The sequence below is a fragment of the Enhydrobacter sp. genome (assembly GCA_025808875.1).
Taxonomy (GTDB): Bacteria; Pseudomonadota; Alphaproteobacteria; order Reyranellales; family Reyranellaceae; genus Reyranella.
Genome location: CP075528.1, coordinates 631,514 through 650,583 on the forward strand (window position 1 = coordinate 631,514; position 19,070 = coordinate 650,583).

Sequence of the window (19,070 nt, forward strand, 5' to 3'; positions counted from 1 at the left end):
GTAACGCTGTGTATTCATTCGACGCTATCAATACACGGCGTTACCGGCAAGAAGATTCTCGGGTCATACGGCCGGAGTTTGCGGCCGGATTTCGGCGCGGCGGAAATAGGCGAAGCCGCCGAGGCCGAGCGCGAGGATGGAAAGGCCGAGCACGAACTCGGTGACGGTCGGTCCCCACAGGTCGAACAGCGGCGTGGCGGCGAGGTTGAAGCCCAGCATCGAGCCCGCCATGATGGCGAGGCGAAAGCGGAAGACGCGGGCGATCTCGGCGCCGCGATAGACGGTCTGCAGGCGGGTGATCATCGGGATGAAGTAGAACGGCCCGCCCAGCCCGCTGATGAAGCCCGCCACCATCATCGCTGGCAGCAGGAGCGGGTTGTCGAACGTCCAGGCGGCGACGGCGGTGAGGGCGAAGCCCGAGCCCATGGCGACATAGCCCAGGAACATGGTCGAGAGCGGCCGGCGGAAGCGCACGCTGCCGGCGATCAGGTTGCCCAGCACGTCGCCCGCGCCGCAGGCGCTGATGACGAGGCCCAGCGCGGCCAGGCCCTCGAAGCCGAGCCACTGCGGATCGTGCTCCTTCACCATCAGCGCGATGCAGAGCTGCAGCGCCACGCTCCACGGCCCGTTGGCGATGGCGTTGGCGAGCAGCAGGAAGCCGGTGCGCCGCTCGCGCAGCATCAGCCGTGCGCCGTCGGCGAGCGCATCCCACGCGCCGGCCCAGCCGCCGCGGCCGATCCGCGGCGCATGGTCCTTGTCGATCAGCCGCTCGCGCACCGCCCAGATCGCCACCGCCGACAGCACGAAGCCGAGCGCCGAGACGGTGAGGAAGTGGATGACCGGCAGCACCGCGTTCAGCACGGCGGCCAGCGCCGGGCCGATCAGGCGGGCGAGCCGCCAGGTCGCGTCGAACAGGCCGTTGATCGCCTGCAGCGCGTCGCGGTTGGGCACCAGCACCGGCACGCTCGACTGCAGCGCCGGCGTGAACACCATGCGCAGCGCCGCGATGCCCATCACCGAGGCGATCAGCAGCGGGATCGACACGCCCCACACGTAGAAGCCGGCGACCGGCAGCAGCGCCAGCGCGCCGCTCCAGTACTTGGCGCCGATCATGGCGCGATCGGCGCGCCAGCGGTCGATCACGCCGGCGCCGAGCAGGCCGACGACCAGCATGGCGCCGTACTGCGTGGCGTTGACGTAGCCCGCGGCGTTGCCGATCTGCTCGGCCGCGATCCACACCACGGCGACCCGGAACAGATCCTCGCCGATGGTCGAGGCGGCGAGGCCCGACCACACGGTGGCGACGGCCCGGTCCTTCAGCGGGCGGAGGACGGGGAGCATCAGCGGCCGCTTTCCTCCCCATGTGAATGGGGAGGAGGAGCTTCACTCACTTCACCCACACCCCGCCGTCCTTGTTCGCGAAGCCGAGCGAGAGATAGGCGGCGTCGACCAGCGCCTGGCCGCGGGCATTCATCAGCAGGCCGGGGCCCATCTGGTTCATGGTGTAGCCGAAGGAGAGGCCGGCGGCCGGATCGGCGAAGCCCAGCGAGCCGCCGGCGCCGACATGGCCGAAGGCGGCGCTGCCCAGGATCACGCTGTCGCAATCCTCGCCGAACACTTTCGCGCCGACGGCACGCTTGCGGTTGTCCATCGATTTCATGAAGCCCGGCGCAAAGCGCGTCGGGATGCGCAGGGTGGCGTCGTCGTGGGTCGCCATCGACACCTCGGCCATGCGTGTGAGCGTCCTGGCGTCAACCAGCTTGCCGCCGCCAGTCGCCAGCGGGGCATACATGCCGGCGAGGCCACGCGCGTTGGTGACGCCATTGCCGGCACCGATCTCGGCGGCCCGGCCGGCGCGCGTGTTGGCGCCGCCGCTGCGCCAGGCGCCGACGTTGAAATAGAACAGCGCCGGGATCGACTGCCTGTTGGCGAGATCGCGCAGGAAGGGCGTCACCGCCTGCTCGCGCTTGTAGGCGTAGGGGATGATGGGCGCGACGCGCGGCTCGACCGCCTCGGGTAGGCCGATCCAGAAATCTATGCCGAGCGGCCCAGCGACTTCGTCCTGGAAAAACGTGCCCAGCGACTTGCCGCTCGCGCGCCGCACCATCTCGCCGACCGTCCAGCCGAAGGTGAAGCCGTGATAGCCGTTGCGCGTGCCCGGTTCCCAGAACGGCTTCTCGTCGGCCAGCCGCGCGGTCATGTAGTCCCATTCGTAGGGGCCGCTCTCCTTCACCTTGTCGCGCAGCGCCGGCACCGCCGCGGAATGGTCGAGCATCATGCGCGTGGTCACGCGCTCCTTGCCGTGGCGCGCGAACTCCGGCCACAGGCCGGCGACCGGCGCGTCGAGATCGAGCTTGCCGCGCGATGCCAGCATGTGGGCGCAGAGTGCCGTCGCGCCCTTGGTGCAGGAGAAGACGATGCTCACCGTGTCGCGCGTCCACGGCGCGTCGGTCCTGGGCTCGGCAACGCCGCCCCACAGATCGACGACGGTGTCGCCCGCCAGGGTCAGGCAGACCGAGGCGCCGACCTCGCCCTTCTCGTCGAAATTCTTCCGGAAGGCCTCGGCGACGCGCTCGAAGCCCGGCTTGCAGACTCCTTCGACGTTCACGTCGGCACCTTCAGCCCGAAGCAGTCGAGCAGGAAGCGCGCGGCGTGCGACAGGCCGCTCTGGTCGATACCGTGGCCGACGCCCGGGGCGATGTGCAGCCCGACGCTGAGCCCGTTCGCCTTCAGCACCTGAGCGGCCTGCTCGCTCAGCACCGAGGGCAGCATCTCGTCGGCATCGCCATGTGCCAGCAGCACCGGCGGCCGCGAGCGGATCTCCGCCGGTAGCGCGTCGGCGGCGGCCAGCATGCCGGAGAAGCCGACGATGCCGGCGAGCGGCCTGGCGCGGCGCAATCCGACATGCAGCGCCATCATCGTGCCCTGGCTGAAGCCCACCAGTACGGTCTTGCTTTCGTCGAGGCCGTGTCGCGCCATCGTCGCGTCGAGGAAGCGGTCGACGAACGGTGCCGCCGCCTGCACGCCCGCCGCCGCCACCTGCGGGTCTAGCCGCGAGATGCCGAACCACTGGTAGCCGTAGGGATTGCCCTCGCAGGGGTGGGGTGCGTTGGGGGCATGGAACACGACGTCCGGCATCAGCGGCGCCAGCACCGGCGCGAGCCCGATCAGGTCGTTGCCGTCGGCGCCGTAGCCGTGCAGCAGCACGACCAGATGGCCCGGCGCGCCGCCGTTGTGCGGCCCGTGGCTCGGGCCCTCGAGTTCGATCATCTCTGCTTCTTTCTCCTCCCGCCTGGCGGCGGAGAGGAACAGGAGAGCGTCATGCTTTCTTGCTCCAGTCCGGCATGTTGCGGCGATAGTGCCAGAGCAGCAGGGCGGCAGCACTGCGCCAGGGCCGCCACGGCTCGGCGATTTTCAATAGCCGCTTTGCGTCGGGCCGCTTGCGCAGGCGCTTGAGATGCTGGGCGGCGATCACCAGCCCGAGATCGAGGCCGGGCATGATGTCGGGCCGGCCGTGCGCGAACATCAGGTAGATCTCGGCCGTCCAGGGGCCGATACCCTTGGCCTGGCACAGCATGGCGACGGCGGCCGCATCGTCGAGCCCGTCGAGGGCGGCGAAATCGATGCGTCCCTCGACGATGTCGGTGGCGAGGCTGCGGCCATATTTCATCTTGGCGCCCGACAGGCCGACGGCGCGCAGCCGCTCGTCGGAGAGCGCCAGGAACTCGGCCGGCTCCATCGACGGCGCCGCTTCTTCCAGGCGCAGCCAGATGGAGCGCGCGGCATGGACGGAAACCTGCTGGCCGACGATCGAGCGCATCAACCCGCCGAAGCCCCGCGGCGCGATGCGCAGCTCGGGATGCCCGACCTCCTTGATGGCGCGCGCGAAATCGGGATCGGCCCGTCCGAGATAGCGCATCGCTTTCCCGAGATTGGCGGCGTCGAGAACGATTCGAGCGGTGGGCTTGGCCATGGGCGCTTGGCTATAACGTTCCGGCATGGCCGTCGTCACTCGATTTGCCCCCAGCCCGACCGGCGAACTGCATCTCGGCAGTGCCTGTTCGGCCCACATCGCCTGGCAGCGGGCGCGCGATTCAGGCGGCCGCTTCCTGGTGCGCGTCGAGGACATCGACATCCGCCGATGCCGGCGCGAATACGAAGCCGGGATCCTCGAGGATCTGAAGTGGCTGGGCCTCGCCTGGGACGGCGAGGTGCGTCGGCAGTCCGAACATTTCGCCGACTATGGCGCGGCGCTCGACCGGCTCGAGGCGCGCGGGCTGGTCTATCCCTGCTTCTGCACCCGCGCCGATCTCGCTGCCTCGGCATCGGCGCCTCATGGACCCGACGGGCCTCTCTATCCCGGCACCTGCCGCCATCTGACTGCGGCCGAGCGCAAGGTGCGCATGATGGCGGGGCAGGAGCACTGCATGCGGCTCGATGCGGCAGGGGCAGCGAAAGAGGTGGGGCCGTATCACTTCACCGACGAACGGTTCGGCCGCATCGCGGGCGAGCCGCTGCTGATGGGCGACTTCGTGATCGCCCGCAAGGACACGCCGACCTCCTACCACCTCGCCGTCACGGTCGACGACCACCTGCAGGGCGTCACCCTGGTGACGCGCGGCGAGGACATCCTGCCCTCGACCCACGTCCATGTGCTGCTGCAGCGGCTGCTGGGCTACGAGACGCCCGGCTACGCCCACCACCGCCTGCTGCTCGGCCCCGACGGCAAGCGGCTGGCCAAGCGCGACCGCTCGACTTCGATCCGCGCCTTGCGCGAGGACGGCCGGACGCCGCAGCAGGTCCTGGCGATGGCGACGCCACAAGGGGCTGGACTTGCGGCCCGGCCAGGCGTACGAATATAGTATGGTCGAACTGTACGACTCGTCGCCGCCGGACCCCGATCGGGAATTCCCGCAATTTCCACCAGTGCGCCACGGCCCCCGACGCCGGAGATTTTGGTCGAAAACCCGTATGGCGGAATATTTGTACAGTTTGCGAGGTTTCCGAGGTTTCCGCGATCGACATGTGCGTCGCGAGGCACCGGCGCCGGACGGGACGGAGTCTCGCCTGGGGATCTTTCGGGGGTGGGCGAGGGACTTTCCGGTATTTCCGGTAATTCCGGCAGAGCTTTTTTGTATGAACACGAACGATTTTTCGGGAGGCAGGCACTTATCGGGACAGCGAAAAGTCTAAAAGTCCAAAAGTACGAGGAGACGCCGATGCGCGGTTGGGTTCACCATATCGATCTCAGCGTTTCGGACCTCGACCGCTCCGGCGCCTTCTACGACGCGGTGCTGGGCTTCCTCGGCTATCGTCGCGGACAGCGGGGCGAGAGCTGGATCGACTGGGACATGGGCGCGCCGCATTGCGCCCCGTCGGTCGCCATCCGGCTGGCCCGGAACGACCGACGGCATGACCGCTACGCCTGCGGGCTGCACCATCTGGCGTGGGTTGCCGACTCGCGCGCCGACGTCGACCGCCTGCACGAGTTGCTCGTCCGAATCGGCGCCACGGTTCTCGATCCGCCGGCCGACTATCCGAAGTATCGCGCCGGCTACTACGCCGTGTTCTTTGCCGATCCCGACGGCTTGAAGCTGGAGTTCGTCCACACCCCGACCTAACATTCGCCATGGACCGCAACGAAGAACTGACCGTCGGGCGGCGGTTGCTCGGCCATATCGACGGCCGCACCACCGATCTCGCGGACGATCTCTTTCGCAACCGCACGATCAACTACTCCTGTGCCGAGCGCGCGCGGCTGGAGCGCGACAGGCTGTTCCGCGACCAGCCGCTGTTCATGGGGTTGTCGACCAGGCTCGCCAAGCCGGGCGACTACGTGGCCGAGGATCTCGCCGGCATGCCGGTGCTGATGACACGCGGCAGCGACGGCCAGGTACGCGCCTTCGCCAACATCTGCCGCCACCGCGGCGCGCCCGTCGCGCAAGGCTGCGGCAATGCCCGGGCCTTCACCTGCCCCTATCACGGCTGGACCTACGACCTGCAGGGCAAGCTGCTCGGCACGACCGACAAGGTGGGCTTCGCCGGCCTCGATCTTTCGCGCCACGGTCTGGTGCCGCTGCCGGCGGCGGAGAAGCACGGCATGCTGTTCGTGCGGCCCCGGCCGGGCGGCGGGGCGATCGACGTCGACACCCATCTCGGCGCGATCGTTCCCGATCTCGCGGCGCTGAGGCTCGACAGCTATCCGAACTTCTCGGTCGATCGCGTGACGCCGCGCATCAACTGGAAGTTCGCCGTCGACACCTTTCTCGAGGGCTATCACATCCCGCACCTGCACCGGAAGACGATCGCGCCCTACTTCATCGGCAATGTCGGCACCTTCGACGCCTCGGGTCTGCACGGCCGGATGTGCGTGGCGCGCACGTCGATCGACGCGGTGAGGGGCGTGGCCGAGGGCGAGCGCATCTACCGGCCGCATGTGATCTCGATCTATCAGCTCTTTCCCAACACCATCGTCATCTGGCAGGTCGATCACATCGAGATCTGGCGCGCCTTTCCGGGCCGCGACGACCCGAGTCACTGCGAGGTCGAGCTCGCGATCTACAAGCCGCGCGACACCGACAAGCCCGACGCCTACTGGGAGAAGAACCGCGACATCGCCATCCGCACCGTGCTGGAGGAAGACTTCCCGCTCGGCGAGCGCATGCAGATCGGCTTCGAATCGGGTGCCACCGAGGAAGTGATCTACGGCCGCAACGAACCGTCGCTGGTGCATTTCCATTCCTCGATCCGCCACGCGCTCGGCGTGTCGGCATGAGCGGGCGCAGCGGCCCGCCGTTCCGCGCCGACCAGGTCGGCTCGCTGCTGCGCACGGCGCCGCTCAAGCAGGCACGCACGCGGCGGGCGACGGGCGAGCTCCCGGCTGAGGGATTGAAGGCGGTCGAGGACGCGGAGATCGCCAAACTGGTGGCCAAGCAGGAATCGATCGGCTTGCAGGCCGTGACCGACGGCGAGTTCCGTCGCGCCTGGTGGCACTACGATTTCCTCGGCCATCTCGACGGCGTCGAGCTGATCAAGGTGGCGCAGGGCCTGCAGTTCAAGGGCACCGAGACCAAGGCCGAGGGGCTGCACGTCCACGGCAGGATCGACTTCCCGTCGGACCATCCGATGCTCGATCACTTCCGCTATCTCAGGTCGGTCGCGACTTCCGTGCCAAAGATGACCATCCCGTCGCCGACGGCCCTGCACTATCGCGGTGGCCGGCAGGCGATCGAGCGTTCGGCCTATCCCGATATGGAGCCGTTCTTCGCCGATCTCGGCCGCGCCTACGCCAAGGCGGTGCGCGCCTTCGGCGAGGCGGGCTGCACCTACCTCCAGCTCGACGAGGTGTTCGTCGCCTATCTCTGCGATCCGGCGCAGCGCGACTACCTGCGCGGCCGCGGCGACGATCCCGACAGGCTGCTCCATGTCTATGCCGACCTGGTGAACGCGGCCGTCGCCGGCCGTACGCCCGGCATGACCATCTCCATGCATCTCTGCCGTGGCAATTTCCGCTCGACCTGGATGGCGCAGGGCGGCTACGAGCCGGTGGCCGAGATCCTGTTCGACAGGATGGGCGTCGACGCCTACTTCATGGAGTACGACAGCGAACGCGCCGGCGGCTTCGAGCCGCTGCGGCTGCTGCCGAAGGACAAGCTCGCGGTGCTCGGCATCATGACGTCGAAGACGGGCGCGCTCGAGAGCGCCGACCAGCTCAAGCGCCGGCTCGACGAGGCGGCGAAGTTCGTCTCGCTCGATCAGCTCTGCCTCAGCCCGCAGTGCGGCTTCGCCTCGACCGAGGAGGGCAACCTGCTGGCTGAGGAGGAGCAGTGGGCCAAGCTCGCGCGCTGCGTCGAGGTGGCGCGGCAGGTCTGGGGCTAGGCGCCGCCGAGGCTTTCGCCGACCCAGCGCTCGATGCCGGCGGCGTCGAGCAGGCCCGAGCGCCGGGCAACCTCGCGGCCGCGATGCAACAGCACGATGGTGGGAATGCCCTGGATGCCGAACCGGCCGGCCAGTTCCTGCTCTTCCTCGGTGTTGATCTTGGCCATCCGCACCTTCGGTTCGAGGCGCTGCGCGGCTTTCTCGAATTGCGGCGCCATCGCGCGGCAGGGGCCGCACCACGGCGCCCAGAAATCGACCAGCACCGGCAGGTCGCTCTTCACCGCGTGCGCTTCGAAGCCGGCGGCATCGAGCGCGACCGGATGGCCGTCGAACAGCGGCGCGCCGCACTTGCCGCATTTGCCGCGCTCGCCGGCGATCAGGCGTTGCGTCGGCACGCGATTGAGCGTGCGGCAGGCAGGGCAGGCGACGAGCAGCGACTCGGCCATGGACTCACCTCGAACAGGAGCGAACATGCCAACGTTCGCCCCGAGCGGTCGTTGCCGCCTTGATCCGGATCAAGTTTCAGCGGCTGCCGAACTGCTGGTTGATCCAGACCTGCACCGTGTTCGACTCGAGGAACTGCCGGGCGGTTCTGAACTTCGCCTCGTCGACGGTGCGGCCGACGACCAGGGCGGTGAGCAGGTGGCATTCGAAGGAGACGGCGATGGCCTCGACCTGCCGCGCCGCGCCGTCGACCCGCGCGCGATGGAGTCGCGCGCGGCCGAACAGGTCGGTGATACGGATGCGCCGTCCGGCGGCGACGGGGGCGGCGTCCGCATCGAGCAGGGCGATGTCCGAGGCGCGCGCCAGCGCCGCGTCGTCGGCGATCTCGCCGTCGCACTGTGCGAGATGGCCGAGCTTCGGGCGCACGTGGATCTCGAGCTCGTGGCCGCGCCACGACTTGCCGGCGGGCCGGTCGTCCGCGGCGAGCGGCCAGGCGATCGGCCGCCAGCCCGCGGCGTCCCTCGGGCCGAGGCCGGCGTCCCATTTGGCGATCTCGCCGATGCCGGCCAGCAGCGCGATCAGGCCGGCCGCGAGCGACAATTGGATCAGCGTGCGCCGGCTGAGTTGCATGGCGCGATAACACCGTTCCCGTGCGCTGCCTGCAACCCCGTCGGCGGCAGGCCGTTCCCTGTCGGAGGGATGCGAGGAGGCGATCATGGAGCAGGACGAACGGGCACGCGACGAACGGGCACGCGACGAACGGGCACGCATCGAGCGGCTCAACCGCGAGGCTGCCCTGGAGAAGGCGCCGGACGATCCGCAGGCCGTGACGCCGCGCGACACGCGACCGCTGATCGCGCTGGTCGTCGGCGCCCTGGCGGTCACGGTCGTCGTGCTGGGATGGATGTGGATGGCCAATCCGAGCTACGACGGCACCGGTCCTCGGCCGGTCGCCGAGCGCGACGACGCGCCGTCGCCGACGGCCCATCAATGACGTGTCAGTGGACCAGCGCGGGCTCCAGCGCGTTGCGCCGGATCATCGCCAGGGCGATCTCGATGGAGGGTGCCGTGGCCATCGGCCGGCCATCGGCCGAGAAGATGCCGACCCCGAACGCGCCGTCCAGGGCGACGTCCTTGACGTAGGCGATTTCGCTCGCGCCGAGAGCGAGGAAGGCGGCGTCGCCCAACGGGCGTACGCCGGACGAACCGTCACGCATGGCGTCACGATACCCGCGCCGCGTCGGTATTCACCGCACTATCGTCTCCGGATTGGTGTATCCGGACCGCGACGTCGCCGACCACCGGGAGGTGGTCGGAACAGCGGCGGGCGGCGGAATCGGTGTGGCTGCGCAGCAGGGCCGCGCGCGGCCACACATAGATGCGGTCGAGCTGAAACAACGGGCACGCCGACGGAAAGGTGGCGTGGCGCGTGAAGGCGGGCAGGGCGCGGGCGAGAGAGTTGCGCACCGAGCCCGCCCACATCCAGTCGTTGAAATCGCCCATCGCCACGGTGGTCACCCGCTCGCGGCCCAGCATCGCGAGCAGGGCAACGGCCTGGCTGCGGCGCTCGCGCAGGCTGAGCCCGAGATGGGTGGCGACGACGCGCAGCGGACCGAACGGCGTTTCGACGCGGCTGTGGATGGCGCGCCGCGGCTCGCGTTCGGGATAGGACAGGTCGTGGACGCTGGTGTCGGTCAGCGGCCACCGGCTGATCAGCGCCTGGCCGTACTCGCCGTCCGCGGTGACGACGGTCTTGGCGCCGACGCCGTGGCTGCCCAGCGCGTGCTGCAGCACGTCGAAGGGATTGTCGACATGGGCCGCCCGCGCGCGCCGCGAATCGATCTCCTGCAGGGCGACGATGTCGGGCTCGTGACGGCGCACCAGATCGACGACGCGGTCGAGGTCGAAGCGCGGGTTGCGTCCCAGTGCGCCATGGATGTTCCAGGTCATCAGCCGAACCGCGTTCAACGGCGGCCGCGCCTCCGCCGCGACAGCAGCGCCTGGGCGCCGAACACCAGGCCGAGATAGAAGAGCAGGGCGAGTGCGAGCAGGGCGATTTCGCCGGCGCTCGGGTCCTCGATCAGCGCCATGACGCGATCGCCGATGATGGACAGCAGCAGGAGCCCGGGTGCCAGGCCGATCAGAGATCCGACGGCGAAGTCGACGAAGCCGATGCCGCCCGCGCCGATGGCGAGATTGACGACGGTGAAGGGCGCCGCCGGCACGACCCGGACGGCGGCGACCGCGAGCACGCCGCGGCGCTTGACCGAGTCGAGCGCGCGCCGGGCACGCTGTCCGAGCACGCGGATCAATGCATCCTGGCCGAAGCGCGCGCCGACGAAGTACATGAGAACCGAGCTCAGGGCCGCGCCGACGGTCGAGTAGAGCAGGCCGAGCCACGGCCCGAAGGCGGCGGCGGCGGCCAGCACCATGATGTTGAGGGGCAGCGCGACCGCGCCGCCGACGACGAACAGGCCGAGCGCCAGCAGGGGCGCCCACGGCTCGTCGCGGGCCGCGGTCAGCATGGCGGCGAGGCGCTTGGGATCGGCGATCTCGGCAAGCCCGGTATGGCGCCAGGCGAGGGTCACCCCGACGATCGCGACGAGCAGGCCGGCGACGGCCAGGACGGTCGGGCTCGGGCGCACGATGCCGGTCAGCACGCGCTTGAGGCGAAGCGGCCGCATCGGGTCGGCGATCCGCTCGACGAGGCCGGCGAGGCGGGTGCGGTCGGGCTTGCCGTCGTCGATCGGCAGGAGTCGATGGCCATTGGCGGCGAGGCTATCAGCCGCGCGCACCACCGATCCATGGCTTTCGAGGGCCCGCGCCACGTCGTCCTCGGTCACGCCGCAATGCTCGCCGAGCAGGCGGTTGCGGATGGCGGCTATGGCCGCGCGCTGACCCGCGTCGTGCGCCTCGATGGCGAGATCGCATTCGGTGTCGGCGCCCAGCGAGCGGTTGTTGAGGTTGGCCGAGCCGATGCGCAGGAACCGGTCGTCGACGATCATGACCTTCGAGTGGATCATGGTGTCGGTCGTCGTGCCGTTTTGCGCGACCGACGGATAGAGGAGCCGCACGCGGTCCTGCGCCGCCGACCGCAGGCGGCGCCAGAAGCGGATTCGGCCGTTGCGCATGGTGCGGCGCTCGACCCAGGAATCGTGGCTGCGCGGGGCCACGATCACCACTTCGAGCTTCGGCTTGCGGCGCAGGCGGCGGGCCAGGCGCCGCGCGATCAGCGGCGAGCTGAGGAACTGGTTCTCGATGTAGATCGATCGCTCCGCGCGATCGATCGAATCGACGAACAGCGCTTCGACCTCGCGCACGCGCTCGAGCGTGCCGTAGTGCGGCTGGGTGCGGGCGATGCCGATCTCGACGTCGGTGAAGTCGGGCACGACCACGGCCGGCCAGGGGTCGCCGCGCGGTGCGATTTCCGGCGTGCCGCCTTCGGCGCGGCACCAGCGGTCGCGTGCGAGCTCGGCCAGGGCGCGTGCCGCCGGCCCGTCGACCACGATCTGCACGTCGTGGAACGGCCGGTAGGGATGGCCGGCCGGATCGACGCGGGAGGCGTTGTCGGCGCAGTGGTCGCTGGTGTCCCAGCGGCGGATGGTGAGGTCGAGCCCGCCCGAGAAGGCGAGCGTGTCGTCGACGATCACCATCTTCTGGTGCTGGGAGGAGCCCAGCGGCACGGTGTCGTCGAGACAGAGCCTGATCCGGTCGGGAGTCTGCCAGTCGAGCGACAGCCTGGGAAGCAACTCGCGCTCGCCGCTGTAAAGCAGCGAGTAGTCCCACAGCAGCAGGTCGATGCGCAGTTCCGGGCGCCGCTGGACGAGCGCGGCGAGGAAGTCGGCGAAACCCGCCGGCAGGCCGTCGTCCGGCTCGCAGTCGCCGACCAGGCGGGTGCGGCTGTCGATGTCCCAGCCGACGATCAGGATCGAGTGTCTGGCCGCGAGGAAGGCGGCACGGACGGCGGCGAAGTAGGCGGCGCCGTCGATCAGCACCGCGGCGCGGCGGGCCGCCTCGACCCGCCACACGTTGCGCCCCGGCGCGAACGGGCTGGATCGGGCGGGGGCAGGCGGCCGTCGCGTCTGAAATCGGGTGTCGGCGAGACCGACGGAGCGGACGGCCGACATGTCGTCGCTCTCCCTGCACAATCCTTCCGGCATGGCGATGCAGGCAAGAGAACGAAAAATGCGGCGGGGGGTTGCGCCCGGATGGCGACGTCACTCCACGAGATCGACATGCGCCAGTTCGCGGGCGCGCAGCCAGAGGACCAGCGAACGGGCGAACAGGAATCCCGAAGCGACGACCATGACGAACTCGGACGTCGTCTCGGTGGGATTTTTGTCGGCGCGTGCCACTTCAGTGACGAACTGGACGATGGCGGCGAGCGCCAGCATCGCCGCCACCGCGATGCCATCGCGCGCCCGCCGCAGCCGCACCACGAGGTGAATCTGGTCGGCCTCGAGGGCGATCAGCGCACCGCGCGCGGCGCCCACCAGCAGACCCGCGGCGATACAGCTCCAAATCTCGGGGTCGAAGAGGTCGCGCAGATCGGGATGGCTGAGCAGGATGAGCGTCGCCAGCGCCGCCAGCACGCCCGGCACCGGCAATCGGCGGCGCGGGAAGTGATGTCGACGCTCCGCCCAGGCCGTCACCGGCGTGGCGAGGGAGGCCGCCAGCATGGCGGTCGCCGCTATGTAGAAGCCGACGTCCAAGCTCAGACCTGGTGCGCCATCGGCGGCGCCGGGATCGGCCGTACCTTCTCGTAGGCTGCGGCGGCGCGCAGGATCAGCGCGTCGCGAGCGTGGCCCGACACGATCTGCAGGCCGATCGGCAGACCCTCGCGATCGAGGCCGCAGGGGATGGTCGCGGCCGGCTGTCGCGTCAGGTTGAAAGTCAAGGTGAAGGGGGTCCAGCCGATATCGACGCCGTCACCGCCCCAGGCCGCGTTCTCGTTCACCGCGAAGGCCGTCATCGGCATGGTCGGCGTCAGCAGCAGGTCGTACTTCGCCATGAACTGATTCATGATCGCGGCGACCTGCTGGCGCTTGTGGATCGCTGTCACCACGGCTTCCTGACCTAGATTGGCGCCGACTTCGGCGGCCTTGAGCAGCCCGGGATCCATCAGGGCACGCTTCTCCTCGCTGAAGCCCTTGACGAGAATGGCGACATTGGACTGCCAATGCGCGTTCAGGATTCGGCGCGGATCGAGGCCCGATAGATCCGGTGAATCCTCGACGACCTTCGCCCCCAGCGTCCTGAAGACTTTTGCGGCGGCTTCGGTGGCGGCGCCGACGTCGCGGTCGATCTTCTCCTTCTCCACGAAGCCAAGGTTCGGTGAATAGGCGATGCGCAGCCCTTTGACTCCCTTGTCGAAGCCCTTGAGATAGTCCTCGTCATCGTCGGGGCGACCGTAGGGATCGCGCGGATCGGGCCGGGCCATCACGTTCATCATCATCGCGGCGTCCCGGACCGTGCGCGTCATCGGCCCGACGTGCGAGAGCGTGCCCTGCGCGGAGGGCGGCCACAGCGGCACGCGCGCTTGGGTCGGCTTGAGCCCGAACAGGCCGGTGAAGGAGCAGGGAATGCGCACCGATCCCGCGCCGTCGGTGCCGACCGCCAGCGTGCCCATGCCAACGGCCTCGGCGGCGACACCGCCGCCCGACGAGCCGCCCGGCGTGCGGCCGATCTTCCAGGGATTGTGCGTGGCGCCGAACAGGGCCGAATCCGTCACGCCTTTCCAGCCGTATTCCGGCGACGTGGTTTTTCCCAGCAGCACCGTGCCCGCCGCGCGCAGGTGCGCCGTCGACGGCGCGTCGACGTTCCACGGCCCATCCGGGTCGGTGGCGAGGCTGCCCATGCGCGTCGGCATGCCTTTGGTCAGCACCATGTCCTTGATCGTGATCGGCACGCCGTCGATGTCGGAGAGGCGCTTGCCGCCCTTCTTCCAGCGCTTCTCCGAGGCACGCGCCGCCCGCAGGGCGCCGTCCGGATCGAGGTGCTGGAAGGCGTTGAGCTGGGGATTGAAGGCCTCGATGCGCGCGATCGCCGCCTTGGTTGCTTCGACGGGCGATGCCTTGCGCGACTTGAAGAGCTTCACCAGCTGCCAAGCTGGCATCATCGCGAGATCGGCGGTCATTGTCTTGTCTCCGGCAGGACGGGAATCTCGATCGGGTACGCTTCGGCGTAGCGTGCCGCAGCGCCAAGCACCGTGGCATCCTTGAAGTGGCCCGCGACGATGTGCAAGCCGATCGGCAGGCCCTCGCGACCGATGCCGCAGGGCACCGAGGCGGCGGGGTGACGCGTCAGGTTGAAGGTCGAGGTGTAGGGCGACCATTGCCTGTTCGGCTTGCCGTCGGCCCCGTCGGGCATGCTCTTGCCGACTTCGAAGGGCTGGACCGCGACGGTCGGCGTAAGCAGCAGGTCGTACTTCTCGAAGAACAGGTTCCACGCCACCGCGAGCTCGCGCCGCGCGGCCTGGGCATCGACCACATCCCGCAGGGTATAGCGCTGACCGGCCCTGGCCGAAGCCAGCATGTTGGAATCGAATTCGCCGTGCCGCGACTCGGGGTAGAGCTGCAGCAGGCGCTGGGCGTTGGTGAGCCAGTGCGTCACGAAGCATTGCATGGCATCGCCGTAGGAGAAGGGCGCCTCGACCTCTTCGACCCTGTAGCCGAGTCTGTCGAAACGCTTCGCGGCCTTCGTCACGAGGGCGGCGACCTCGATGTCGATCGGATGATCGCCCATGCGGAGCAGGAAGCCGACGCGCGTCTTCTCCTTCGGCTTGGCGCCGAGCTGGCGCGTATAGTCGGTCCGGTCGGGTGGGAGCTGGGTCGGATCGCGTGGATCGGGTCGCGCGATGGCGTTCATCACCAGCGCACAATCGAGCGCGGTGCGGCACATTGGACCGGTGTTGGCGAGATCGCCGTTGAGGCCTGGCGGCCACGCCGGCACGCGCCCGTACGTCGCCTTCAACCCGACCAGTCCGCAGAAGCTCGAGGGGATGCGCACGGAGCCGCCGCCGTCGGTGCCGATGGCGAGCGGCGCCAGGCCGGCCGCTACGGCAGCCCCGGCGCCGCCCGAGGAGCCACCCGGCGTACGCCCCAGATTCCAGGGATTGCATGTGATGCCGTTCAGCGGACTGTCGGTCACGCCCTTGTGGCCGAACTCCGAACTCGTGCTCTGGGCGAAGACGATGGCACCCGCTTCGCGCAGACGCGCCACCGCCGGCGCGTCGGCGTCCGCGGGAGCCTTATTGGTGAGCTTGCTGCCCATGGTGGCAGGCCAGCCCTTGACCCGCACGAGTTCTTTGATTGACACCGGCACGCCGTCGATCGGCGACAGGGGTTTGCCCCGCTTCCAGCGTTTCTCCGAGGCGCGCGCCGTCGCCATCGCCGCTTCGCCGTCGATCCGCGTCAGCGCGTTGATCCGTGGATTGATCGCCTCGCAGCGCGCCAGTACCGCCTTCATCGCTTCGACCGGCGAGAGCTTGCCGCGCCGGTAGTGCTTCGAGATTTCTGCGGCTGTCAGTCGAGTGGGATCGGTCATGCTCCCTTTTCCTTCGCCGCGGCATACTGCCGTGAAAGCTGCTCGGCCTGGTATTCGGCCGCCATCGCCTGTTCGCTGTGGCCGAGCTTGCGCAGAAGCGCGCCAAGTGCGCGTTTGGTTCCGGGTACACCCGGGCGCTCGCGATCGTCGGCTTCGATTAGCGCCAGTGCCCGATCGTTCCAGCCGGCGCGGATCAGCGAGTCGACGTGCAGAGCGCCGAACAGCGCGCGCTGGGCGACACTGCCCCCGATCGACGGCAGGTGCGGCAGGGCGCGGCCAAACAGGTTGGCGGCCGCTGCATGATCGCCCTTCGCGTGGGCGGCGAGGCCGTGCGCGGCCGGCACGGCACAATCGGCCCACGCCGTTCGTTCATGGGGCTTGGCACGCTCGGCCCGATCCTCGAGGTTGGCCAGCATTTCGGTCACGGCGCCGTATTCGCCGGCGCGCGCGAGACCATGGAGATAGTGCAGGTCGAGGAAGGGCGAGAGATGCTCGTCGAGGCGCTGCTTCAGGTAGGTCGCGACGTCGCACCAGCGGCCGCCGACATCGACGCCATGCAGTTCGAGGCGAGCGAGCAGCGAAATCGCGTTGATCTGATCCTCGCAAAACTCCTTCCGAACTCCCCATACGCGCTTGTCGAACAGGTCGAGCGCGTCCGTGGTCCGGTCGAGATCGATCAGGAAGAGCGCGAGGTGCCACCAGTTGCGGGTGAATATGAAGGAATGACGGCCCTCCCAGGTGTCTGCCATGGAATGCAGGAAGGCCAGTCCGTCGAGCGGGCGGCCGCGCGCGCCGAGGCAGTGCGCCACGACGAGGTGGGCGCAGGGACTCCGGCGCTCGATCTCGATCGCCTTGCGGGCGGACCTTTCGGCTTCGTCGAGGCGATGAGCTTCCGCCAGCGCGAAGGCATACATCGACCAGGCATGGTGGTTGTGCAGGTTGGGCTGGAGGGCGCGTTCGCCGATGCGAAGCATCGCCTTGGTATCGCCCCGGTTGAAGGAATGCATCTGGCCGAGCCTGGCCGCCAGCAGGTCGCGCGGCCACTCCTCGACGACTTTCTCCAGGATCGACTGGCCGACATGCGTGTCGCCGGTCAGCCATGCCTCGGTGGCCGAGAGCCACGCGTGCTCGCGTGCGGTCAGGCCATGGGTCGAGAACGCGCGAGCCCGGGCAAGGTGACGCTCGGCGTCTCTCTGTCCGTCGCGCGAGTACGTGGAGAGAAGGAGATTAGCCGCCATGACCGGCAGCATGGCGCAGTTCTCTTCGCGGGAGGCCACCGCGACGAAGTCGTCGAACCGGCCACCGAAGGAGAGCCACTCGTCGCGCAGCAGGTCGAGCGATGCGATCGCTGCCCGGCCGGCGTTGCTCACCTCCAGTCCCTGTCCGTCCTGTGCCACGCTGCTGGCTCCCACTGGTCGCCAGCTTCGCATGCAATCAGACGAGGGGCAAAAGCTCGGTACCCGCCGTTTCGCGTCGACCGTGTCCGCGTCAGCCCTTGGGCGAGCCGCCGAGGAAGCAGTAGATGAGGCCGCTGCGGGATACGCAGATGTGGCTGCCGCCATCGGGGGCCAGCTGTTTCAGCACGACACGCGGCGGCACCGGGATCCACCGGCCGTTGATCATGGCCCGCCAACGACCCTCGTCGTCCTGGTAGGCGCGCGTCGGTCGGCAATCGCCTTCGACGCCGTTGCTGGTGCCGTTGCAGCACGAAAGATTGGTGCCGGGTTGCTTGAGTTCCCGATACCAGTCGTGGTGCTCGGCATGGCCCTGGCCACGATGGCCATCCTGAGCCAGGAGGCCCGCCGTAGGCGGGAAAAGCGCGGCGAGGAACAACAGCAATATGCGTGGCATGCGCGGTGCCGTCTCATCGCAAGGCCAACGTTCATAGCTATGCTACACCACCGCCCCGATTTGCGCGAGCGCGCCCACTGTGGATGGCCTTCAGCTTTGCGGCGAGCCGCCGAGGAAGCAGTAGATGTAACCGCTCTTGCTGGCGCAAATGTGACTCTTGCCGTCGGGAGCGAGACGCTGCAGAACGACCCGCGGCGGGACCGGAATCCACCGACCGTTGATCATGGCGTGCCATGCACCGTCGTCGGCCTGGCGTGCCCGTGTCGGCCGGCAATCGCCCTCGACGCCGTCACTGCTGCCGTTGCAGCATGAGTAGCCGGTGCCCGGTTGTTTCAGCTCCTTGTACCAGTCGTGGTTCTCGGCATGGTGATGGCCGTGGTGACCGTCCTGTGCCATTCCACGTACCGACAGGCTGAAAATGAGCAGGACAGCGAGGATAGCGAGGCGCATGAGGGGGACCTCCTCACGCGCTCAACGCGTCATCTCGCCGGCGGTTGCGTCGGCCGAAGCCCTTCCACTATCGCGAAGAAGTTCGGATCGTCGGCTGCCAGCAACCCGTGCCGCACGAAGAAGTCGATGAGCACGAGATTGCAATTGTACTTGAAGTCGGTGGTGTCGCGCACGGTCTCGAAGACGCGCCGGATCGGCCAGAGTTCGAACGCATGCACTTCTCCGTCATGGGCGTGAGGCGTGAAGTCCTCCGGCATTTCGAGATCGAAGCTGGTCATGATGTCGGGCTTGAGTTGGGGGCCGGACTGGTTCCAGTAGGCGATGAAACCCGTGGCCCGTGCCCGCTCGGCGAGTTCGCGCGGGATGCCGGCTTCCTCGGCGCACTCCTTTATGAGGTTCTCCTTGAGGCCGATGCCGGCGGGCTGTCCGCCGGCCACCGTGTTGTCGAGTTCGCCGGGAAAGGTCGGCTTGTCGTAGGAGCGCCGAGGCACCCAGATATGCAAGCCGTCCTTCTTGCGTACGTAGCCGGTCATGTGCGGCCCGAAGGCGCGCACGCCGAACCACGGCACCGCCGCGCGCTCCATCGTCAGCAGCGGCTGGCGCGCGAACTCCCAGGTGACGGGATACTCCTCGCCGCGCCACAGGCCCTTGAATCGACCCTGGTCGCGCAACTCGTGCAGGAAGGTGCGAATCGCCGTCGTGCGCTTGCCGGGCGAATCGAGCCCGGGATCGAGGACCCAGCTCTTCTTGTGGTGGCTGAACAGGCGTGGCTTGTCGGCCAGGGCCACTGCGAACTCGCGATGGATGAAGCCGGCGCGCTCGCGGCCGACATACCAGGGCTCGAACTGGCCGAGATCGGCATTGTTGCAGCGGGCGATGTGATCGAGGAAGGACATCGGCCC

The 19,070-nt window shown here is 68.7% G+C and carries 21 protein-coding genes; 5 read left to right on the forward strand and 16 right to left on the reverse strand.

The genetic code is table 11. The features are described from left to right. Positions 1-63 precede the first annotated feature (63 nt). From KIT25_03060 to KIT25_03075, 4 genes are read right to left on the reverse strand one after another with little or no spacing between them, the layout of a single operon-like run. Positions 64-1,341, reverse strand: a complete 1,278-nt coding sequence (locus KIT25_03060) for an MFS transporter (protein UYN95941.1) — start codon at positions 1,339-1,341, stop codon at positions 64-66. Between the two features lie 46 nt (positions 1,342-1,387). Next, on the reverse strand, positions 1,388-2,632 hold the full coding sequence (locus KIT25_03065) for a beta-lactamase family protein (protein UYN97806.1): 1,245 nt from the start codon (positions 2,630-2,632) through the stop codon (positions 1,388-1,390). Continuing rightward, positions 2,605-3,270 (reverse strand): dienelactone hydrolase family protein, encoded by a 666-nt coding sequence (locus KIT25_03070; protein UYN95942.1) that lies wholly within the window; start codon positions 3,268-3,270, stop codon positions 2,605-2,607. Before KIT25_03070 ends, KIT25_03065 begins: the two co-directional genes overlap by 28 nt. 49 nt (positions 3,271-3,319) lie before the next feature. Beyond that, positions 3,320-3,973, reverse strand: coding sequence for a DNA-3-methyladenine glycosylase 2 family protein (locus tag KIT25_03075; GenBank protein UYN95943.1), 654 nt, complete (start codon positions 3,971-3,973; stop codon positions 3,320-3,322). A gap of 25 nt (positions 3,974-3,998) precedes the next feature. On the opposite strand from KIT25_03075, the gene gluQRS reads away from it, so the two are divergent. The 4 genes from gluQRS to KIT25_03095 all read left to right on the forward strand — a co-directional run bounded on the left by gluQRS (position 3,999) and on the right by KIT25_03095 (position 7,878). Continuing rightward, on the forward strand, positions 3,999-4,862 hold the full coding sequence (gluQRS, locus tag KIT25_03080) for a tRNA glutamyl-Q(34) synthetase GluQRS (GenBank protein ID UYN95944.1): 864 nt from the start codon (positions 3,999-4,001) through the stop codon (positions 4,860-4,862). Positions 4,863-5,219: 357 nt separating this feature from the next. Continuing rightward, a complete protein-coding gene (locus tag KIT25_03085; GenBank protein UYN95945.1) occupies positions 5,220-5,621 on the forward strand; it encodes a VOC family protein in 402 nt (133 codons plus the stop codon). Positions 5,622-5,629: 8 nt separating this feature from the next. After that, positions 5,630-6,775: a Rieske 2Fe-2S domain-containing protein gene (locus tag KIT25_03090; protein UYN95946.1), complete on the forward strand. Its 1,146-nt coding sequence runs from the start codon at positions 5,630-5,632 to the stop codon at positions 6,773-6,775. Beyond that, positions 6,772-7,878: a 5-methyltetrahydropteroyltriglutamate--homocysteine S-methyltransferase gene (locus tag KIT25_03095; GenBank protein UYN95947.1), complete on the forward strand. Its 1,107-nt coding sequence runs from the start codon at positions 6,772-6,774 to the stop codon at positions 7,876-7,878. Before KIT25_03090 ends, KIT25_03095 begins: the two co-directional genes overlap by 4 nt. On the opposite strand, the gene trxC is transcribed toward KIT25_03095, so the two are convergent. Together trxC and KIT25_03105 are read right to left on the reverse strand one after the other, a co-directional pair. Then, entirely contained in the window at positions 7,875-8,324 is a 450-nt protein-coding gene (trxC, locus tag KIT25_03100) for a thioredoxin TrxC (GenBank protein UYN95948.1), read from the reverse strand. The genes KIT25_03095 and trxC overlap by 4 nt on opposite strands. Positions 8,325-8,400: 76 nt before the next feature. Further along, complete coding sequence (locus KIT25_03105) at positions 8,401-8,952, reverse strand: hypothetical protein (protein ID UYN95949.1); 552 nt, start codon at positions 8,950-8,952, stop codon at positions 8,401-8,403. An 85-nt stretch (positions 8,953-9,037) separates the two neighbouring features. Between KIT25_03105 and KIT25_03110 the strand changes: the two genes are divergently transcribed. Beyond that, complete coding sequence (locus KIT25_03110; GenBank protein ID UYN95950.1) at positions 9,038-9,316, forward strand: hypothetical protein; 279 nt, start codon at positions 9,038-9,040, stop codon at positions 9,314-9,316. Between the two features lie 4 nt (positions 9,317-9,320). On the opposite strand, the gene KIT25_03115 is transcribed toward KIT25_03110, so the two are convergent. The 10 genes from KIT25_03115 to KIT25_03160 all read right to left on the reverse strand — a co-directional run bounded on the left by KIT25_03115 (position 9,321) and on the right by KIT25_03160 (position 19,064). After that, positions 9,321-9,539: a hypothetical protein gene (locus KIT25_03115; protein ID UYN95951.1), complete on the reverse strand. Its 219-nt coding sequence runs from the start codon at positions 9,537-9,539 to the stop codon at positions 9,321-9,323. 4 nt (positions 9,540-9,543) lie between these two features. Beyond that, positions 9,544-10,272, reverse strand: coding sequence for an endonuclease/exonuclease/phosphatase family protein (locus KIT25_03120; GenBank protein UYN95952.1), 729 nt, complete (start codon positions 10,270-10,272; stop codon positions 9,544-9,546). 14 nt (positions 10,273-10,286) lie between these two features. Beyond that, positions 10,287-12,449: a VTT domain-containing protein gene (locus KIT25_03125; protein UYN95953.1), complete on the reverse strand. Its 2,163-nt coding sequence runs from the start codon at positions 12,447-12,449 to the stop codon at positions 10,287-10,289. A 90-nt stretch (positions 12,450-12,539) separates the two neighbouring features. Next, positions 12,540-13,034: a hypothetical protein gene (locus KIT25_03130; protein UYN95954.1), complete on the reverse strand. Its 495-nt coding sequence runs from the start codon at positions 13,032-13,034 to the stop codon at positions 12,540-12,542. 2 nt (positions 13,035-13,036) lie between these two features. Then, positions 13,037-14,458, reverse strand: a complete 1,422-nt coding sequence (locus tag KIT25_03135; protein ID UYN95955.1) for an amidase — start codon at positions 14,456-14,458, stop codon at positions 13,037-13,039. Beyond that, a complete protein-coding gene (locus KIT25_03140) occupies positions 14,455-15,867 on the reverse strand; it encodes an amidase (GenBank protein ID UYN95956.1) in 1,413 nt (470 codons plus the stop codon). Before KIT25_03140 ends, KIT25_03135 begins: the two co-directional genes overlap by 4 nt. Further along, positions 15,864-17,264 (reverse strand): tetratricopeptide repeat protein, encoded by a 1,401-nt coding sequence (locus KIT25_03145; protein UYN95957.1) that lies wholly within the window; start codon positions 17,262-17,264, stop codon positions 15,864-15,866. The genes KIT25_03140 and KIT25_03145 overlap by 4 nt, the downstream gene beginning before the upstream one ends. Before the next feature lie 91 nt (positions 17,265-17,355). After that, positions 17,356-17,718, reverse strand: coding sequence for a hypothetical protein (locus KIT25_03150; GenBank protein UYN95958.1), 363 nt, complete (start codon positions 17,716-17,718; stop codon positions 17,356-17,358). 90 nt (positions 17,719-17,808) lie between these two features. Continuing rightward, entirely contained in the window at positions 17,809-18,168 is a 360-nt protein-coding gene (locus tag KIT25_03155) for a hypothetical protein (GenBank protein UYN95959.1), read from the reverse strand. 29 nt (positions 18,169-18,197) lie between these two features. Further along, on the reverse strand, positions 18,198-19,064 hold the full coding sequence (locus tag KIT25_03160) for a DUF4743 domain-containing protein (protein UYN95960.1): 867 nt from the start codon (positions 19,062-19,064) through the stop codon (positions 18,198-18,200). Between the last annotated feature and the right edge of the window lie 6 nt (positions 19,065-19,070).